Here is an 18292-nt window from a genome sequence, read left to right as displayed (position 1 = left end):
ACAAAGACCAAAATGATAAATGCCGCTGAAATTCTCGTCCCTTTCGAAGATGAGTTTGCACCGCACAACTGGCGCCAGGCCAGAAGCGACGGACAACGTCACACAATAAGTTTTTTTGAAGAGCAGCAATTGGTCTTTGACATGCGAAAGAAAGAAGATCATGTCCCTTCGCGTATCGCCAGTGAGCTTATAGCAGCATCGACGCCAGAAGCGCGAATGGCCAATATCAGAAGTATGCTGTCGGTCCTTGGATTCAATTACCTGCAATACGAGGCCGTGCAAAACACCAGCGACGGCAATCGCGAACACTACTTTCTCAAGACTTATGTCCCCGGCGAATGGGCGCATCAATATGCACGCAAACATTATTGCGATCTGGATCCAAGAGTAAGCGCATGTCTCAACTCGCCCTTTCCTTTCGTCTGGGATCTACAGTATTTTTCGAAGGCCCGCCTGGTTCCGGCGCACGATGCGCGAGCGCGTGGATTCCTGGAAGACATGGCGCATGCGGGGATGTGCAGCGGCATCGCCTTTGGCTTCATTAATCCGGCAACCCATCGGCAAGTTGTCGTAGGATTCAACTCTGCCAATCCGTCCAAGAACTGGATTACCACGAGTGTTATCGGGCAAGCGCTGATTCTTGGCCTGTCGGTCCACGAGTTCATCTCCGGCTGCGTTGAGAAATTGATGCACCACCCTGGCCTGGACGCCGTCTCGGATATCCAGAAGCAAATACTCGAATGTCTGGCAAACGGATTAAGTGATAAAGAAATTGCGCGAAACCTGAAAACCACTTCTCACAATGTCGATTATCACCTGCGTTACCTGCGGAAAAAATATGGTGCAGCGAACCGCGCGCAACTAGCCTATACGATCGGCCGGCTGGCGATTGTTTGAAGCAGAAAGCGGAGCTGTCAGGCGACGCATAAATGCCCGATCGCCCTCCTTTTCAGAAAAATGAATTAACGCGATTACTGAATCTGCCCCTGGATGTCGACCCTGACCGAACCTTCTACCTGCGGTGAGGCCAGTACTGTCAAATCGGGAAAATCGACCACCAGTATCGAGCGCAGATGAGCACGTATTTCAATTGCATTGACCAATAACACAGGCTTATGAAAATCATCTGCTTGCCTGGCGTTCGTGATTTGCAGTATCTGAGAGTGGATAGACAGGCGCAGGGTTTCCGGCAATAGTAAAACGCTGCCGCTGCCGCTTTGTTTCAGATACTGCTTGATCTGATCTTCGAAACCAGGCGCGACGACAATCGCAGCCAGCCTGCCATTGCGCAAAGTGTTGCGATAACTGATTGAACGAACCATGGCGTTACGCACGTATTCGGTCAGCATGACATTATCCTTTTCACGTGCGGCAGTTTCAATCAGCACCTGAGCGATGAGACGCAGGTCGCGTATCGGTATCTGCTCTTGCACCAATCGGCGCAACACATCCGCCAAGCGGGATAAGGGCACTTGCTGTTTCAATTCCTTTTCCAGATCCGGATAGGAATCTTCAAGACGTTTTAGCAGTAACTGGGTTTCTTGAATTCCCATGAATTCATGCGCATGGCGGCTAACCACGCGCAGAACATACTGCGCCAGAATTTGCTCCGCATGCAAGAGCCGGAATTTATTTTCTGTCAATCTGCCTTGCTGATTGAATGACACCCACAGACCGCTGCCGCCAAACATGCCTTCCGCCGTCACATAGGGAATGGCCGCGGCTTTTAAATTCGTTTCTTCCTCAAGACAAAGCACATGTCCCGGCATGAGATAACCCTGCAGCATCGGGATTTCGTTGATATGCAAGACAAATTGTCCCGTGCCAAGGCGAGCAGCGGGGCGAATCACCATCCCGGGAAAAGGAATTCCCAGGTCATGCGCGACATGCCGCCGTACATTTTCCAATCCGGAATCCAGCTGGCGTGGATTCACATCCTGTGCAATCTGCGGATATACCTCCATCACGATCGGTATCGTCATCAAGTGATCGGCATCATCGATAAAAACCGGAACCCGATCACTTCCTTCTCGCGACATTGACGGCATCAACACCTCTGACGGGTTGCGCGCCCTGCCGCGCCGGCCCGCTCCCAGGTTCCAGCCGGTCAGCGCTACCGTCAGGCCTAGTGCAAGAAACTGCCATTTCGGAAAACCAGGCACTAGCAGCATGGCAAACACCACAATGCCGGTCACCACCAGCGCTTTCGGATGCGCCTTGATTTGCTGTGCGATCTCATTTCCGAGGGGAATCGCTTCGATGCTATCGGAACGTGCCACACGGGTGATGACGATGCCGGCTGCGATTGAAACGAAGAGCGAAGGAATTTGCGAAACCAGGGCGTCGCCGACTGCCAGAACGGAATAGGTTTGCAAGGCGGTATCCAGGCTCATGTCCTTGCGTAACATGCCCACCATGATGCCCGCGAGGATATTCACCAGCGCAATGATGATGCCGGCAATGGCATCTCCTTTGACAAACTTCATGGCGCCATCCATAGCGCCATATAACTGACTTTCGCTCTCCAGCGTGCGCCGCCGCTGACGCGCATCATCTTTGTGGATGATGCCCGCGCGCAGATCGGCATCGATGCTCATTTGCTTGCCCGGCATGGCGTCAAGGCTGAAACGGGCAGCCACTTCGGCAACCCGTTCGGAACCTTTGGCAATGACGATAAACTGGACAATTGCAATGATGGCAAATACCACCATGCCAATAATGACGTCGCCGCCAACCACCAATTTGCCAAAGGTGGAGATGATGTCGCCCGCGTAAGCATGCAACAGTATCTGACGGGTCGATGCAATATTCAGCGACAGCCGGAACAGCGTGGTAAACAGCAACAGTGAAGGAAAAGTCGACAGGCCGAGCGGGGAAGCAATGTATAGAGAAACAATCAGCAATGTGACGGAGACGGTAAGATTGAATGCAATCAATGTATCGAGCACATACGGCGGCAAGGGCAATACCAGCAACGCGATGACCGCTACGATCAGCGCCACCAGCATCAGGTCATAATGGCGCCCCAAGCGGGACAGCCGCGTGCTCGACGCAACTGATCGAGGGCTGCCCAAACTATTCAATGCTGACTTTAAAAATGCCATGTCTGCCTCAACTTGAATTAAACGTTCATTAATTTAAACGCTCATTAATTTAAACGCTCATTAATTTAAACGCTCATACTTCGGACTTGATGTCCCGGACCCAGCGCAGCACCGCCGCAACCGGCTCAATCAAGTCATCAGGAATATAGTGATTTACCGGAACCTGCGCCTGCAACTGCCTTGCCAACTGAATATCCCGTAATATCGGAATGCCTTCCTCTTGTGCTATCCGCCGTATTTCTTCCGCTATGAACCCTTCACCCTTGGCCAGAACAACCGGGATCGCTGTTTCGTCCTGGCGGTAGTACAGCGCGACGGCAATGTGGGTTGGATTGACCACCACGACATTGGCTTTGCGGACGTTGTCGAGCATGGTCTGCATGCTTAATTCCTGCTGGAGTTGCCTGCGCTTGGCACGCAGATGGGGATCGCCCTCCATCTCTTTATATTCACGCTTGACCTCGTCTTTTGTCATGCGATTTTTACGGGTGAAATCCCAGCGCTGGAAACTGAAATCCGCAATAGCAAACAAAATGAACGCCGCAAGCGCCATCCAGAACAATTGGCCGATGACTCTTCCGGCCAGCAAAAGAACGCCGGCGATCGGCAGGAAACGGGCGTCAAACAGGATGCCTAGTATTTGACGCGTCAACAAAAATACAATCAGGCCTAGCAAGATTGCTTTGGATAACAGCTTGAACAACTCGAAAATCGTGCGCAGAGAAAAGATGCGCTGCAATCCGGCAATAGGATTGAGCCGTTTCAAATCCGGCATGACGCGTGTCATTACCAGCAAGCCGCGGCTCTGCAGCAGGCCGATCGCTATCGAGGTAAATATCAGGAGGGCAATCAATGGCAAACTGAAAGCAATGCCTTCGACAAACATGATTTTGGTGGCGTGGAGGACCGCATCCGGATCTCTCATCGCGCGCCAGTCCATATTCAGCGCCTGATTGATAAGCCCCATCATGTTTTGAATAAACGATTTTCCAGCCATCGCCAGTGTCACGCTGACGACCAGCATCGACAACGCTGAAACCAGATCCTGACTCACCGGGATATCGCCCTTAAGACGCAAATCGCGCAGCTTCTTGGGAGTAGGCTGTTCTGTCTTGCTTTGACTGCTGCTCGAATCACTCATCGAAGCACCCCTTCCAAGGTTTTGTTCAACTCATGGAAATTGGGTAATAACTGCATTCCGTCCGACAACAGAGAACTATAAATAAGAAGTAACACGGCAAGGATCCCTACCTTGATAGGCAGCGACAAGAAGAACACGTTCAATTGCGGAGCAAAGCGAGACAACAAACCCAGCGCCAGCTCAACCAACAACATGAGGATGACAAAGGGCGCGGCAATTTTGACGACCAGCACTATCATTTGCATGATTGCCGCCATCAGCATGGTGATCAATTTAAGATTGCCGACGATGGGCAGCATCTTGTTGATTGGCCAGATAACATAGCTTTCAAAAAGCATGTCCACCAGCTGCCTCATACCGCCGGAAATAAAAAAGAAAACCGTCAGCAGCTGCATGAAGAGTCCGCCGATCAATGAATCTTCTTCTCCGGACAAGGGGTCGATAGCGACGCTCATGGTCAAACCGGCCTGATATTCGATGATCACTCCCGCCGTATGGAAGGCCCAGAATGAAAGACTGGCGAACACGCCGAGCACCATGCCTAAACCGGCCTCTTTGAGCAAGCATGGAAAAAGAATGTGCCAATCCGCCTCGAATAGAGGCAGTTGAGATTGCAATAGCGGAAACAGGAATAAGCTCAGGCCCGCCACGAAGCTCAGCCGCACCGTGAGCGGCACTACTTTCGCAGAAAAAAACGGCATGAATGAAAATGCCAATAACATGCGTACCATCAGCAGGCCAAGACCTATCAGCGAGGATTCAAGATTCTGGTATTGGTCTGCCATGGCTGCTCCGCTTACCTCACCAATGCAATGGAGGCAAACAGCCCATCTGCAAAGGTGAACAATTCGCCCCCCAGCCAACCCGACATCAAGGCAATCACAACCACGGCGACTACCAGCTTGATGCCAAACGCCATGGTTTGATCTTGCATTTGAGTGACGGCCTGCAGGAACGCCAGCAACAAGCCTGTCACTCCAACCGCCAGGACCACCGGCATTGAGAGCAAGAGTACAAGCATCAGCGCCTGCTTTACATCTGTCGCGAGTGTCGCAATATTCATGATTACGCTACAACCTACTGGTAAGTAAGAATCAGGTTATGAATCAGCTTGGCCCAGCCATCCAGCATGACAAACAGCAGTAATTTGAGCGGCACCGAGACCACGGTGGGAGAAAACATCATCATGCCGAGCGCTAACAGGATGTTTGCCACAACCAGATCGATAATCACAAACGCGAGATAAATCAAAAACCCGATTTTGAAAGCCGCTGTCAGTTCAGTGACGGTAAAAGCCGGCACCAGCACCAGCAAGTCATTATTTTTTAGCTTGGCAGCCTGCTCCGGCGGCCATATCTTTTGCGCTGAACGCACAAAAAATTCCCGCTCCCGCTGTTCTGCATGTTTTTCGAGGAAAGCTCTCAGCGGCTCACGCCCTTGATTCATGATTTCAATCAGCCCGCTTATGCGCAAGCTGCCGTTGCTTATCTGTGCTTGTGAAACATCCGACATCTGATTGACAACCGGCGCCATGATATAGAACGACAATATGAGCGCGAGGCCATTGACAACCAGGTTCGGAGGTACTTGCTGCAAGCCTATTGCGTTCCTGGCCAGACTGAATACCACGACCAGCTTGGCAAATGAAGTCACCATGACCGCGATAAAAGGAGCGAGGCTAAGTAAGGCAAGGCTGATAATGAGAACGAGAGGATCTTGATTCAGCATTTTTTTCTTTATTTTTTTATCAGTCCAAGGCAACGCCATCTGCATCGGGGAGATTGTCCGGCTGGCGAATCTTTGTCAGCCGAACCGCGAGTCTCCTTCCCACCAGAACCAGATTGCCTTGGGCGATCAACTTGCCGTGAACCCGGACATTCACAAGCGCATCGGCGGCTTCGTCCGGCAGCTGGAAGACGTAGTCCGGCACGATATGCGCAATCTCAGACACCGGTAACGACAATTCGCCGAGATCAAATGAAACGGGTAGTTCAAGTTGATTCATATCTATGTGCATGTGCGCATTCTCCGAAAAATTAGCGGCAAGATCCTGAAATCCTGGCGTTGAATCCATGGGCGGGGAAATCACGGTCAATAATTTTTGCTTCCAATTTGCGTAAAAAAAAGTGTTGCCGCCTTTTGTACCGATGTCAAAGCCGACCCGCAGACCATGCTTGCCCAAGCTAGCCGCATCCATCCATATCAAGTCGCCCAATGAGAGTTCGGCGATCTGCCCGGCATGCAATCTGGTGATACCGACTTGAAGCCTCGCGCGTACCTGCAATTGGCCGATGAGGACAGATGGTTCTTTCCGGGCGCCAGGCAGCTGCTGCCTGAACCAAGCCAGTGTCTGCGGCGAGCAAACTGCAAATGCACCCGTCGACTTGCTGCCCTGTGTCGTATTCGTCAGTTCGAATGGGAATGACTGCCATCCCTCAATGCCGTGCGGGGCATGCCACGCCACTTCGGCGGAATCCAGATCGTTAGTCACGCTTGATGGAAATTTTGCCAGCAAACCTGACAATATTTTCTGCAAAGTGAGCGTGCGTAATGCTTCCGGCATTCCGTCAAACGGCGCGCCATTCAGACGTGCATCCAATGCGCCAAGCCGATTGAGGCTGATTGCCCATCGATGCTCGCGCAGCTTGAAAAGAATTCGCACTTGAGACGCTTCAGATTGCGGTTCAATCCATTTCAACTCAAGCTGGTTGCTGGCAAGCTGGAAGCGAAAATCCGAACGCCATAAGAGCCACCGATTGCTTTCTTCCAGCCAGACATCGGACAACACCGGGAGACACTGTTCAACAAGCATATTCTTGCTCTGCCATTTCAAAAATGAGAGTGTCAACCACGCGCAATCGCGTCCACCCTGACCACCAGATTAGTTGACGCTGCGAGACTTGCATTGAGCTTTTCGCGTTCCCGCTGCATCACCAGCAATGTTTCTTTATCTGATGCATACAGGCGAACCTGCAACGAGGCCCCTTGCCGTGACATTTCAATCATCGCGCCCGGCAGGATTGCGCCCACGTCCAGCACCACGCTGCCGAAGCTGTTCGAACCGGATTGGTTTCCCATATACAGCGACTGGCAGAAATTCTCTAAAAGGGTATGCAACTCGGCTTCATTGACGGTGGAGGCCGAGCTGTTTGCAGAAGACACAGCCGGCGCCATGGATGGATTTAGCATCGGCAATGGCGCCTGGCCCGCCGCCAAACCATCGGGCAAGCCTTTCAAAACTTCCTCATGCAGGGCTGGCGCCGGCGCCCCCATCCCCATAGGCGATTCAGGGGCAAGCACATCGATTGAAGTTTGTTTTGCAGCATGTTGTTCATGCCGTGTTGGCAGGCTTTGATGATAACTATCCCGATAGCTTTCCCTGAACTGCTGGATCGTCAAATCCTTCGTTGCCGTCGCCAGTGCACGGTAATCCAAGCCCGGCAAACCGGTTATTGTTGTGCTCGTACCAGGTGTCGTGTCACCCTGCGGCATAGCGTCGGGCGCTGCCTGATTGGCTAAACCAGGGTCCTCCTGTCCCTGCCTCTGTCCGGCAGCTTTCCACAGTTCAATCGCAGCGGCGCTTGGTTTGCCAGGCGGCAGCATGTGCGGCACATGTGGAGATGCAGAATGGATATCTGGCGCGTCGCTGCGCATGGGTATGGCGGTTGGCGTGGCTGGATTGGCTGGCATCTTCAAAATCCCATTTCTGCAGGTGTAAGCTGTTCAGAAAGCCACTTTCTCAAACTCGTTTCCTCATTCTGGTCTGAGTCATGGCGGCGTATTATTTTTGCATCCTGGTTTTGCAACTCGGCCTGTTGCTCTTCTACAAAACGAATCTTTTCCTGGTAACGCATCAGGTCGCGGTTTAATGCCGCGATCCGCAGCTGTATGTCGGCGCGCCGGGCTTCCATTCCTGCCTGGTGTTGCTTGAGCAGATTCTCGATTTCCTGCAGTTGCATATGATGCGCGTTATAGTTGCGGCCGTTGCCGAGAGTGCCGCCTTCTTGCAACCATTTTTGCCATTGAGATTGCCATTCCTGCCGTTGATCGGACACCAGTTTCATATCTTCGCGCAACAGCAGCAGCAGCTTATCGACGTTGTTCCTGTCGTTGATTCCTGCCGACCTGAGTATCTCGATTCTGTCCATGCGCAAGCGATATACGCGAATTAAATTGAGCAATCGGGATGCCATGCATTCTGTCTGCATATCAATCTCCAACCAGCCGGGAAAGCTGCTCGATGCTGTCACCGAACTCGCCTATTTCCCCGACCTTTTGCCGCAAAAAATGGCGCATCGACTCGTGAGTGCGAATTGCTTTATCGGCGAATTTATCGTTGCCCTGCTGGATTTCCCCCATTTGCAGCAGCATTTCGACAGATTCATATTTCCGCATCAATTCACGCAGCATTCCAGCATTTTCATAATGCGTATCCGATACCACCTGACGCATCACGCGGCTGCGGCTCAATGGGATATCGATGGCAGGGAATGCGTTGGCGTTGGCAAGCAGCGGCGAAAGAATGATGTGACCGTCCAGGGTGGCGCGCATCTCTTCGCCAATCGGATCGCCGGCAATATCATCTTCCAGCAAGACCGTAAAAAACGAGGTGATCGAGCCCCGCTCATTTTGTCCGGCGCGTTCGAATAATTTTGGCAGGGCGGTCAATGCGGAAGGCGGAAATCCCCTTCGGGTGGGGGGCTCGCCGGCGGCAAGGCCGATCTCGCGCAATGCGCGCGCATAGCGCGTCACGGAATCCATCAAGAGCAGAACTGCACATCCCTGATCGCGAAAATACTCTGCAATCGCCATCGCAACACATGGCGCCTTGGCACGTTCCGCGGCAGAACGGTCAGAGGTTGTCACCACAAATATGGTTTTCCGGATCTTGTCGGTGTTTGTAAAATGCTGAATGAATTCGCTGACTTCCCTACCCCGCTCGCCTACCAGCGCCACGACATTGACATCGCTATCGGCGCCTTCCGCGATCATGGACAATAAAGTGCTCTTACCCGAACCAGCCGGCGAAAATATGCCGATGCGCTGTCCTCTGCCGCAGGTCAGCAAGGCATCAATGGCGCGCACCCCGGTTTGGAAAACCTCGCTAACCGGCCTGCGTTCGAATGGACTAGGTGCAGCGGCGAGTATCGGGTAGCTCACCATATCTGTCGTGATCAACTCTTTTTTTAGCGGCGCCCCAAAGCCATCCAAGGTTTGTCCCAGCAATTCGGGGCCGACACGGATAGACGGCACGTGCCCCAGATTCTGGACATGCGTCTGAACCGATAGTCCCGTCAATTCACCGTAGGGCATCAACAACAGGCCATCCCGTGTAACACCGACTACTTCTGCCGACAGCTGCCAATCGCTGCCAGGGTTATAGAGCTGGCAGACATCGCCAATCCGCGCGGAAATTCCAGCTGCCTTGATCAAGGTGCCCACGGCCTGAGTCACTCTTCCCTTGATTTCCAGGGGTTGCAATCTATGCGATGCAGTGTCCAATACCTCGGCAAAATATTCCTCTTGATTCAACATCAGCTGCCCTCCCGCAACGGCTCCACGGGCAGTGGCTGAGCAATTCGCGATCCACTGGATTCTGCCCGTCTGCCGGCAAACACACTGATCAGGCTGTGGCGAATGGCGTTCAGCTGATGTTCCAGACCGCCATCCACCGCGCCATATTCTGTTTCGAGGACACAATCTCCGAATCGCATATGAGGATCTTTCGCGACATCGATGAATTCTACGTATGGATAATCGCCAAGAATTTTTTGTAGAATTTCATTGACCTCTTCAAACTGATCTGCCGCCACCCTCAAGCACATTTTTTTTTCCTGGCCTGCAGCATGAATTACTTGTCGCACCAGTTTTTCGATTAACAGGCTTTCGTCAAGCGAACCCAGCACTGTCTTCAAGGCGTTCATTACCGTATTGACCAGGCGTGCTTCCAACCCTATGTAGGTCGATTCCAGCCGCATGACGCTGTCTGTCATGCGTGCCGCAAAGTCTTGGCTGGCTTTGGCGAATCCTGCCTGGTAGCCCGCCTCGCACTCCTGCGCAATTTCAGCATCGGCGCTGGCGCGCCGTTGCTTTGCGTAGGCGCACGCTTCTGCGAGCACAGCAGCGGCCTCAATCGAGGCAGAGTACGCTTGCGCCTTGACTACTTTGCCTTCACTGATGGCAAGCGCGCGCTTATCAATCAGAGTCAGTCCTTGCATGAGGCTCTCCTGGTAATTCAATGGCAACCTGATCGTGCCAGGCGGGAAAGGTATTTTTCAGCACATCAAAGAACAATGTAACCAGTAAATTTCTCTTGCCTTCCTGCAGCCGGAATGACTTTACGTGCTGCAATGCGGGCGGGAATTTGAGCTTCAATCTGCCGCGCACCGCGATGTCGCTTTCCGACAATGTCGACAGAATCAATCTAAACACAAACTGACGCCAATCCTCTTCAGTGCCAAGCGCTTCGATCCCCGCATCGCCCAAGCCTTGCAAAGCTGCCGCTACCTGCGCTAGCGCGGCGTCTTGCCTGGCTACCCAACGCAAGCCGAATTCACGGCATGCCGCACCCATGACTTGTTCGATTTCTCTCACGCGCTCACCCAGTACGACCTTGCGCAAATAGGGCTGTACTAGAATTGCTGCGACATGCTGCCCTAGCGGGATGAGAGCCGATGCGTCGAGCAGCATCAGTCTTTTTTCCCGCACTGAAAAATCAAAATCGTAGTGCTGCTCCAGCCGGCTCGATCGCAATAAAGCGTCTGAAAGGCAGCGCAACCAGTATGGATTCCAGTCATTTCCGCTTGCGCTCAACAGGCCGTCATCTTGCAATACGTCATCTTGCAATGCATCGAGTGCGCTGATCTGCTCAGGATGAACATATAACGCGGGGAAGAGATTGAATTTAAGAATCAAATCAAAGAATCGATCATCTACGATCGGCAATTCGTATCCTGTTTCAGCCAGGCGCATCTGTTGCTCCGCATAGTCCAAATGCCTGGCCTCGTTAAGCTCCATCTTGTTCTCTTATTCAGCGGAATCTGGTCTTCGCGCTTGCCACCGGCCGTTCGCCAGGCTCATTCGAATCCATACTGGATGACGCCGGCTTGATATAGCGCCAGAGCAGCTCGCGCAAGCGGGTCGCATAAAACAATGCGAGCGCCAGCAGGCCAGCCAGCAACCAAGGCAAACCCAGCAGCAGCCACAAGGTGGAGACGCTGGAAGCAGCCACCAATGCGCCAAAGAAGCGGGTAATGGGAACATCGGCAGGCGTGGTCGAGGTTGCCGTCGCGGGAAACAAAGTCACCGCGACACGATCGACCGTCAAGCCTTCGACACTGTGCACCACCATATCTTTGACGGCAGGCAGAATCACCTGCATGTTCATATCGGCGCGATGTTTCAGAAAAACAGATGCTGAGGTTGGCTTGACCTGATTGGCTAAGGGATCATTGTCTGGCATGACGATATGCACACGCGCGACCAGCACGCCGTCAATCTTGGACAAGGTCGCGGCGAGTCCCTGTTCGATGCCATAGATAAAACGTATCCGTTCCTCGGCGGGAGTCGCGATCAACTGATTGCGCGCGAACAGATCGCCCATGCTGCGATAAGGTTCCTCCGGCTCCGCATTCATCTTAAGCAACTCGATAGCGAGCGCCATCTTGCTCTCGCTGACCCAAATGCTGTATCCCTTTTCACCATCCGCGCGTTTGTCTGCCTCAACGCCGCCTTTGAGCAGGGTTAGCAGAATATTATTGGCCTCGCGTTCGCTCAGCTGGTTATAAACCGCCTCCTTGCAGCCAGACAAAAAGACCAACGATGCAAGCAGACCGGTAAGCAGCAACCACCTTTTGACATCAAATGAAGAAAACGGATATTTCATGCGCGCAGCATGCTCTGCACGGAATCTTCACTGCTTTTCGAACCCTGCCTGACGGCGTCGACTTTCATCTGCATGTCCAGGGAAATCATGGTTACCCTGGCTGCCGCAGCCGGTATTTCATGCGGCTTCAAATTACTCATGGCAGCAACCGCCTGCATCAATTCTTCACGATGAAAGACATCGTCCAAACCGGTTTTCCCATGGTCGACAGCTGCTGGACTATTGGTGGCGTTGGCCTGGGCAGACGCCGCACCGGCTTGATCGGGGCGGCCATTCAACAAAACCTGGAAACGCTCAATGGTACCGGCAGAGACTGGTTGATTAACCCAACTTGCCTCATGCTGCTCGGTCGCTTTGTTTAATGCGCTGAAATCGACCTGATTGTATATTTGTGCTCCACTCATTTTCATCCTCGCATTTTGATTCAACGTGCCAGGCAACAGCACGCCATCAGACTTGATGGTTGTAATGCCGAAAAAACTGCAGGCCCTCGGTGGGAGTCTTATGTTCCCTGCCAGCTTGTTGCTGTTTGGCCAGGTCATAACAAGAACGGGCGACATTCATTGCATCTGTATCGGTTTGGCGACTCAGTACCTGATCCAGTAAAGCCAAGGCTCCCGGCTTTTCCTGCTGCACCAGACAGACTCCCAGTACCGACATGACCATCTGATTATCTGGAAATTTTTTTTGCAGAAGCTGCAGCAATTCGATCGCTTCCTCCGCTTTGTCATAACGGGCATAGACCAGCGCCAGATTAATTCCGGAATGAGGCTGTTCGGGCCTGATTTTTGCCAGACCCGAAAAAATCGCGACCGCTTGGTCGGACAATCCCATTTCACTGGCAAGAAACCCCACCTCCGCTAAATGCTGCATAGCTGAAAGGGTCAAGACTTCTATGCTTTGTGTCATGGGATATCCGTCCATGCTCATGCTTTCGATGAAAATTAAGCTCGGCCTGCCTGCGCTTTACTTGAATCGTCTTGCGCTTTCTTGAGCGATTCCAGTGCGGCAGAAATCACCGATACATTGGCTGCGAGTGCAGGAATTTTTGTTGGGTCCGTGTTGCTATTCAAATCCGTAATAGCACTTTGCAATGCATTTGACTGGTTAGTCAGACCGCTGGTATTTACGCCTGAAACTGACATAGTTAACTCCACAAAGAAAAAGTCCCATGACGGGATCACTCATAAAAAACAACAGTCGGATGACTGCTGCATAAAAATCTATTTGACGTGGCACCTGTCCCAAAAACGGGTTATCACTTGCGCCGCTATTTCCGCTATTTCAAGCGCGGATTGATTGAGCGCGCACTCTTCACCAGACATCGGCTGCCGCAGATTTGCGCTTGCTTGATTTTGCAATGCCTCAAAAACATGGCAATAGCGATCTTTAAGGATGCCTTGATGATCCTGCATCAGGCTTTGCGCCAGCGGGGTCATCATTGACTCTTGCGTACTGTCGTTGATCTTCATCATCTAGTTGTTTCCGACCCGGACCAGAAACCGTTGCCCATTGCGCTCCAGCTCGACCTGATCGATTTCGATCGCAACCAGCGCAAAGCCGTCGACCACGTCACCCTCTGAAAATTTCAAGCCGCTCGAATCAATGACGTAACGGCCGCGCTTGCTCATAAGAATCGAGAGCTTGCGAGGGAAGTTTGCTATGGTTCCAATCCCGGCAGATGCGGGAGGCGCCGTGCGCGACGTCTCTGGTACAGGAGAAGTTTGAGGCGCCGCGACGTCACTCACTTGTTCCGGACGCACACGCGCCTCCAGCGCCTTCACGCCCACAACCTGCCGCGCCAGCACTTGCAAGCGTACGGCCTGCGCTTGCTCGTCTATTTCGTTATTGCAACCGAGGCGCCCTGCTCCCCGGTAATTGACAATGCAAGGCAAATTTTCAAGGTTCGCCAGGCGTGACAATGAAGACACCATCTGCTCGACGGAATGCACTTCGATTTTTGGGTGGTAGCTTGAGTTATGCACTGCCATGGTCAGCAACTCATTTTGATAATTGCTTCCCACGTATCCGCTCAAGGCGAGCTCACCACCTTGGGTACGATCGATGCGTAGCTCACTGCCTGCCGGCGCAATCGACTTCAGCCAGAGCCGGGCTTCGGTGAGATAGGATTGCGACATATACGCAGATGAAGGCAGCATTGCCGCATAGGCAATCCCCATCACGGCTAAAAAGCCGATTGCCCCACCTCCCAGAACGACATTGCGCTTCCAGCGTGGCATGGATAGCAATTCAGAAACACCTGATCGCCAAGAACGCTCCGACTTATTTTTTGCCATCAACGCTGCTACAGCATTATCAGTTTGCAAACTGGCCCAGTCAGTGCCTTTATCACCCACGATAAAATCAATGCTGCCGCAACGTACCGACTGCATATAGGCGATTTTTACTGTTTCACTTGGCGTCAGCTGTTTGTCCTGAATCGTGAGCGAACCATTGAGCGCTGTACAAATCAGACCTGCGACCGTCAGTAGCAACTGGCAATGCTGGGCTTCAACGCCCTCGTCTACAAGCACCAGAGAACAATCGGACTGGCAGCCCAAAATGAAGGGCACGCCTAGCTCCAGGCTGACCTCTGCCCCCTGATTAAATCCGCTAAGAATTCTGAGCGTTTTTTGCGTCATGATTTTTTTGTAATGCTGTCATGTACTAAAAGCAGAAGGCACGCACAACCGTCTAAATAGCCACCGCGTCCTGAGTTCTCAATATGTCGCTGGATCTGTTTGCGTCAATAAAATAAAGACGCCTCGCCATCTAGAATAAAACCGAACGCATTTCGGCCAGGGCCGGAAAACCGTAGGCAGTTGTTCATGACTGGCCGATAGATGTAGTCCGCTACGAGAAACCGGTCTTAATTGCAAAAAAAATCAGAAATCTCCTGAGAGATCTCTGATTTGGCAAGCGCGGCGCGGCCCGCTCCCGTTCCGTCCAACGGATATCCGTAATCGATACCCGCTTTCGGCCATCCAAGATGACATCAACACCATTTGGCACGGAACTGAACCCATTTCGGCCAGGCCCGGAAAACTGTAGTCAATTCGTTCATGGCTCGCCGATAGAAGTCGCACGGCTACGAGAAACTGATCTCATACGCAAAAAAAGACAACTATGCTGATGACATTGGTCCCTGCATTCAAGCTTATGCAGAAAAAAGTATCGATACGTCATCGTCAAGTCTTCCTCGCATGAACAGAACAGCAACATCGTGCAGATAATTCTCGTGCACAGTTTCCGCATTCGATCTGAAAAGGCCTCGTCATGTACTTACACCTTGCCAGCCAGCCGGGCAGCCCAGCGCCGCCCGATGAAGGAGATTTAATCGAAAAAGATTTTGAAAGTGCGTTCCCGGAAAAGGCGTCCCATGCCCGTCCTGTCGCCTCGATCATTGGGATCAATTCAAAACGGAACGCCGACGAGATAGAGCAGACTGCTCATGCGGCAATGAATGCGATTGGCTTGGACGGATTCGGATACGGGCGCTATTCTCGTTTGGGCGACACCATTCAAATCGTCGATTTCTTCGGTCATTTCGTCTTGCCTCCTTGGGCAAAACGCTACGTCGAACAGCGTTATTACGAGGTCGACCCACGCGTGCATTTCGCGTTCCGGCACGAATTGCCGTTTGTATGGGATTTATCGTCCCTGAACAATTTAGGTAGCATAGATAGACTGGCAAAGCGGTCCGGACAATTTCTGGCCGAGGCTGAGCATGCGGGCGTGCGCAGCGGGATTGCCTTTGGCATCCCCAATCCCAACACCGTGGAACGCGCCTTCATCAGCTTCTATTCGGCGAAACCCACCAAGGAATGGATTGTCGACAGCGTTGTCGGGCAGACTTATGCGGTAGGGCTAAAGATCCATGAGCTACTCACCCGCCACGCACAACAGAATTTAAGAACGGACTTCCAGATCGACTTGTCGGAGCTCCAGCGCCAGACACTGAAATTGGTCATCAATGGCGTGAGTCGGCGCGAGATAGCCCATCGTCTGGATACATCGCCGCAAAACATCGACTACCACATTCTCCAGCTTCGGAAAAAATTCGGGGTGCGAAATCATGTGCAACTGGCCTACGTGGTCGGCCGTCTGATGCTCGCCTGAGCGCTGCATCGTGTAGGGGCATTCTGTTGCTGCAACCCGTGCCAAACCCGAAAAGTAAAAAACCCGTCGATCTGTGAGTTTGCGTACCTCACAAATCGACGGGTTTTTAGTGTCCGCAGCAAACGCTCCGGTTCACCAGGCAACTTACGCGTCGCGCGATGCCTTTTTACGCTCGTGTTCCTTCAGGTAACGCTTACGCAGACGGATGCTCTTCGGCGTAACTTCAACCAGTTCGTCGTCGTCGATGAATTCGACCGCATATTCCAGCGACATTTCGATTGGCGGCACCAGGCGCACCGCTTCATCAGTACCCGAGGAACGGACGTTGGTCAGTTGCTTGCCCTTGATCGGGTTAACCACCAGGTCGTTGTCACGCGAGTGAATACCGATGATCATGCCTTCGTAGACCGGGTCATTGTGACTGACGAACATGCGGCCGCGATCTTGCAGTTTCCAGATAGCGTAGGCAACGGCGGCGCCGTCGTCTTGCGAGATCAGCACGCCGTTGCGACGGCCACCGAGTTCGCCCTTGGAGGCGTCGACCGGTGCGTATTCGTCAAACACGTGGCTCATCAAGCCGGTGCCGCGGGTCAGGGTCATGAATTCGCCCTGGAAGCCGATCAGGCCGCGTGCTGGAATGCGGTACTCGAGACGTACACGTCCCTTGCCATCCGGTTCCATGTTTTGCAGATCGCCGCGGCGACGGCCCAGTTCTTCCATGACGCCGCCCTGGTTGACTTCCTCAACGTCGACAGTCAGGTTTTCGTACGGCTCGTGGCGCACGCCATCGACCATCTTGAACACCACGCGCGGACGCGAAACGGCCAGCTCGTAGCCTTCGCGGCGCATGTTTTCGATCAGGATGGTCAGGTGCAATTCACCGCGACCCGACACTTCGTAGGTCGAATCATCGCCTTCAGCCTGTACCACGCGCAAGGCCATGTTGGCTTTCAGTTCGCGGTCCAGACGGTCCTTGATCTGACGGGTGGTGACAAATTTGCCTTCGCGGCCAGCCAGCGGCGAGTTGTTGACCATGAAATTCATGGTCAGGGTCGGCTCGTCGACCTTCAACATTGGCAAGCCTTCTGGGGAGTCAGGTGCGCAGATGGTGGAACCGATGCTGATTTCTTCGATGCCGTTGATCAGCACGATGTCGCCAGCCAGCGCTTCGTCTGCCAGCACGCGGTCCAGACCGCGGAAAGTCAGCACCTGGTTGATGCGGGCCTTGGTTGGCTTGTCGTCCGGGCCATTCATCCAGACCACGTCTTGCAAGGCTTTGACTTTACCGCGCAGGATACGGCCAACGCCGATCTTGCCAACGTAGGAAGAGTATTCCAGCGAAGTGATCTGCAGTTGCAGCGGGCCGTTAGGGTCATCTTCACGCGCTGGAACGTGCTTCAGGATGGCGTCAAACAATGGTTCCATGTTGCCGTCGCGGACGGTGTCTTCCAGACCTGCGTAACCTTTGAAGCCCGATGCATAGATGATCGGGAAATCCAGTTGCTCATCGGTTGCGCCGAGTTTGTCGAACAATTCGAAAGTCGCGTTCACAGCCTTTTGCGGATCTGCATTTTCGCGGTCGATCTTGTTGACGACAACGATAGGCTTCAAGCCCAGCGCCAATGCTTTACGCGTCACGAAACGCGTTTGCGGCATCGGGCCTTCTTGTGCATCGACCAGCAGCAAAACACTATCAACCATCGACAATACACGCTCAACTTCACCACCGAAGTCGGCATGGCCTGGGGTATCAACGATGTTGATGTGCGTGCCCTTGTATTCGACTGCGCAGTTCTTCGACAGAATCGTGATGCCGCGTTCTTTTTCAATATCGTTCGAATCCATCACGCGTGCATCGACGTGCTGGTTGTCACGGAAAGTGCCGGACTGACGCAGTAATTGGTCAACCAGAGTGGTCTTGCCGTGGTCAACGTGGGCAATGATGGCAATGTTGCGGATGGCGCGAGGTGTGTTTGACATGGTCAGTTTGGAGATTGGAGAACTTAGTAAGTGCGCAGACATAAATGCGCAGGATATTTATTG

20 protein-coding genes are annotated in these 18292 nt (G+C 52.8%); 2 read left to right on the top strand and 18 right to left on the bottom strand.

The features are described from left to right. Positions 1-12: 12 nt before the first annotated feature. Positions 13-897 (top strand): helix-turn-helix transcriptional regulator, encoded by an 885-nt coding sequence (locus VNZ60_RS01725; RefSeq protein ID WP_325656565.1) that lies wholly within the window; start codon positions 13-15, stop codon positions 895-897. Positions 898-971: 74 nt separating this feature from the next. Here VNZ60_RS01725 and sctV read toward each other — a convergent pair whose 3' ends face one another. The 17 genes from sctV to VNZ60_RS01640 all read right to left on the bottom strand — a co-directional run bounded on the left by sctV (position 972) and on the right by VNZ60_RS01640 (position 14772). Next, a complete protein-coding gene (gene sctV / locus VNZ60_RS01720; protein ID WP_325656563.1) occupies positions 972-3029 on the bottom strand; it encodes a type III secretion system export apparatus subunit SctV in 2058 nt (685 codons plus the stop codon). Positions 3030-3177: 148 nt separating this feature from the next. Then, complete coding sequence (sctU, locus tag VNZ60_RS01715) at positions 3178-4245, bottom strand: type III secretion system export apparatus subunit SctU (RefSeq protein ID WP_325656561.1); 1068 nt, start codon at positions 4243-4245, stop codon at positions 3178-3180. After that, positions 4242-5030, bottom strand: a complete 789-nt coding sequence (gene sctT / locus VNZ60_RS01710) for a type III secretion system export apparatus subunit SctT (protein ID WP_325656559.1) — start codon at positions 5028-5030, stop codon at positions 4242-4244. The genes sctU and sctT overlap by 4 nt, the downstream gene beginning before the upstream one ends. Before the next feature lie 11 nt (positions 5031-5041). Then, on the bottom strand, positions 5042-5308 hold the full coding sequence (gene sctS, locus VNZ60_RS01705; RefSeq protein ID WP_325656557.1) for a type III secretion system export apparatus subunit SctS: 267 nt from the start codon (positions 5306-5308) through the stop codon (positions 5042-5044). A gap of 14 nt (positions 5309-5322) precedes the next feature. Then, positions 5323-5973, bottom strand: coding sequence for a type III secretion system export apparatus subunit SctR (gene sctR / locus VNZ60_RS01700; protein WP_098493778.1), 651 nt, complete (start codon positions 5971-5973; stop codon positions 5323-5325). Positions 5974-5992: 19 nt separating this feature from the next. After that, positions 5993-7057, bottom strand: coding sequence for a FliM/FliN family flagellar motor switch protein (locus VNZ60_RS01695; RefSeq protein ID WP_325656553.1), 1065 nt, complete (start codon positions 7055-7057; stop codon positions 5993-5995). A gap of 32 nt (positions 7058-7089) precedes the next feature. Continuing rightward, positions 7090-7899, bottom strand: coding sequence for a hypothetical protein (locus VNZ60_RS01690; RefSeq protein ID WP_325656551.1), 810 nt, complete (start codon positions 7897-7899; stop codon positions 7090-7092). A gap of 38 nt (positions 7900-7937) precedes the next feature. Next, a complete protein-coding gene (locus VNZ60_RS01685) occupies positions 7938-8438 on the bottom strand; it encodes a hypothetical protein (RefSeq protein WP_325656550.1) in 501 nt (166 codons plus the stop codon). 16 nt (positions 8439-8454) lie between these two features. After that, the gene (locus tag VNZ60_RS01680) at positions 8455-9780 is read right to left on the bottom strand and encodes a FliI/YscN family ATPase (protein ID WP_325656548.1); all 1326 of its coding nucleotides are present in this window, start codon (positions 9778-9780) and stop codon (positions 8455-8457) included. Beyond that, entirely contained in the window at positions 9780-10463 is a 684-nt protein-coding gene (sctL, locus tag VNZ60_RS01675; protein WP_325656546.1) for a type III secretion system stator protein SctL, read from the bottom strand. Before sctL ends, VNZ60_RS01680 begins: the two co-directional genes overlap by 1 nt. Then, positions 10441-11262 (bottom strand): SctK family type III secretion system sorting platform protein, encoded by an 822-nt coding sequence (locus VNZ60_RS01670; RefSeq protein ID WP_325656543.1) that lies wholly within the window; start codon positions 11260-11262, stop codon positions 10441-10443. The genes sctL and VNZ60_RS01670 overlap by 23 nt, the downstream gene beginning before the upstream one ends. A gap of 13 nt (positions 11263-11275) precedes the next feature. After that, positions 11276-12130 carry a type III secretion system inner membrane ring lipoprotein SctJ gene (gene sctJ, locus VNZ60_RS01665; RefSeq protein WP_325656541.1) on the bottom strand — a complete coding sequence of 285 codons (855 nt, stop codon included), beginning with the start codon at positions 12128-12130 and terminating at the stop codon, positions 11276-11278. Beyond that, positions 12127-12534 carry a hypothetical protein gene (locus VNZ60_RS01660; RefSeq protein WP_325656539.1) on the bottom strand — a complete coding sequence of 136 codons (408 nt, stop codon included), beginning with the start codon at positions 12532-12534 and terminating at the stop codon, positions 12127-12129. The genes sctJ and VNZ60_RS01660 overlap by 4 nt, the downstream gene beginning before the upstream one ends. Positions 12535-12580: 46 nt before the next feature. Next, positions 12581-13039, bottom strand: a complete 459-nt coding sequence (locus VNZ60_RS01655; RefSeq protein WP_325656537.1) for a tetratricopeptide repeat protein — start codon at positions 13037-13039, stop codon at positions 12581-12583. 35 nt (positions 13040-13074) lie between these two features. Continuing rightward, positions 13075-13275, bottom strand: a complete 201-nt coding sequence (locus tag VNZ60_RS01650; RefSeq protein WP_325656535.1) for a hypothetical protein — start codon at positions 13273-13275, stop codon at positions 13075-13077. A gap of 78 nt (positions 13276-13353) precedes the next feature. After that, entirely contained in the window at positions 13354-13605 is a 252-nt protein-coding gene (locus VNZ60_RS01645) for a hypothetical protein (protein WP_325656533.1), read from the bottom strand. Then, positions 13606-14772: an FHA domain-containing protein gene (locus tag VNZ60_RS01640; RefSeq protein ID WP_325656531.1), complete on the bottom strand. Its 1167-nt coding sequence runs from the start codon at positions 14770-14772 to the stop codon at positions 13606-13608. Between the two features lie 634 nt (positions 14773-15406). Between VNZ60_RS01640 and VNZ60_RS01635 the strand changes: the two genes are divergently transcribed. Further along, on the top strand, positions 15407-16249 hold the full coding sequence (locus tag VNZ60_RS01635; RefSeq protein WP_325656529.1) for a helix-turn-helix transcriptional regulator: 843 nt from the start codon (positions 15407-15409) through the stop codon (positions 16247-16249). A gap of 144 nt (positions 16250-16393) precedes the next feature. On the opposite strand, the gene typA is transcribed toward VNZ60_RS01635, so the two are convergent. Beyond that, positions 16394-18229 (bottom strand): translational GTPase TypA, encoded by a 1836-nt coding sequence (gene typA, locus VNZ60_RS01630; RefSeq protein ID WP_325656527.1) that lies wholly within the window; start codon positions 18227-18229, stop codon positions 16394-16396. Positions 18230-18292: the final 63 nt, after the last annotated feature.

The sequence above is a fragment of the Collimonas sp. genome, from assembly GCF_035566375.1.
Lineage (GTDB): Bacteria > Pseudomonadota > Gammaproteobacteria > Burkholderiales > Burkholderiaceae_D > Collimonas.
The sequence above is the reverse complement of the archived record's forward strand: the minus strand, read 5'-3'. Positions and strand labels throughout refer to the sequence as shown.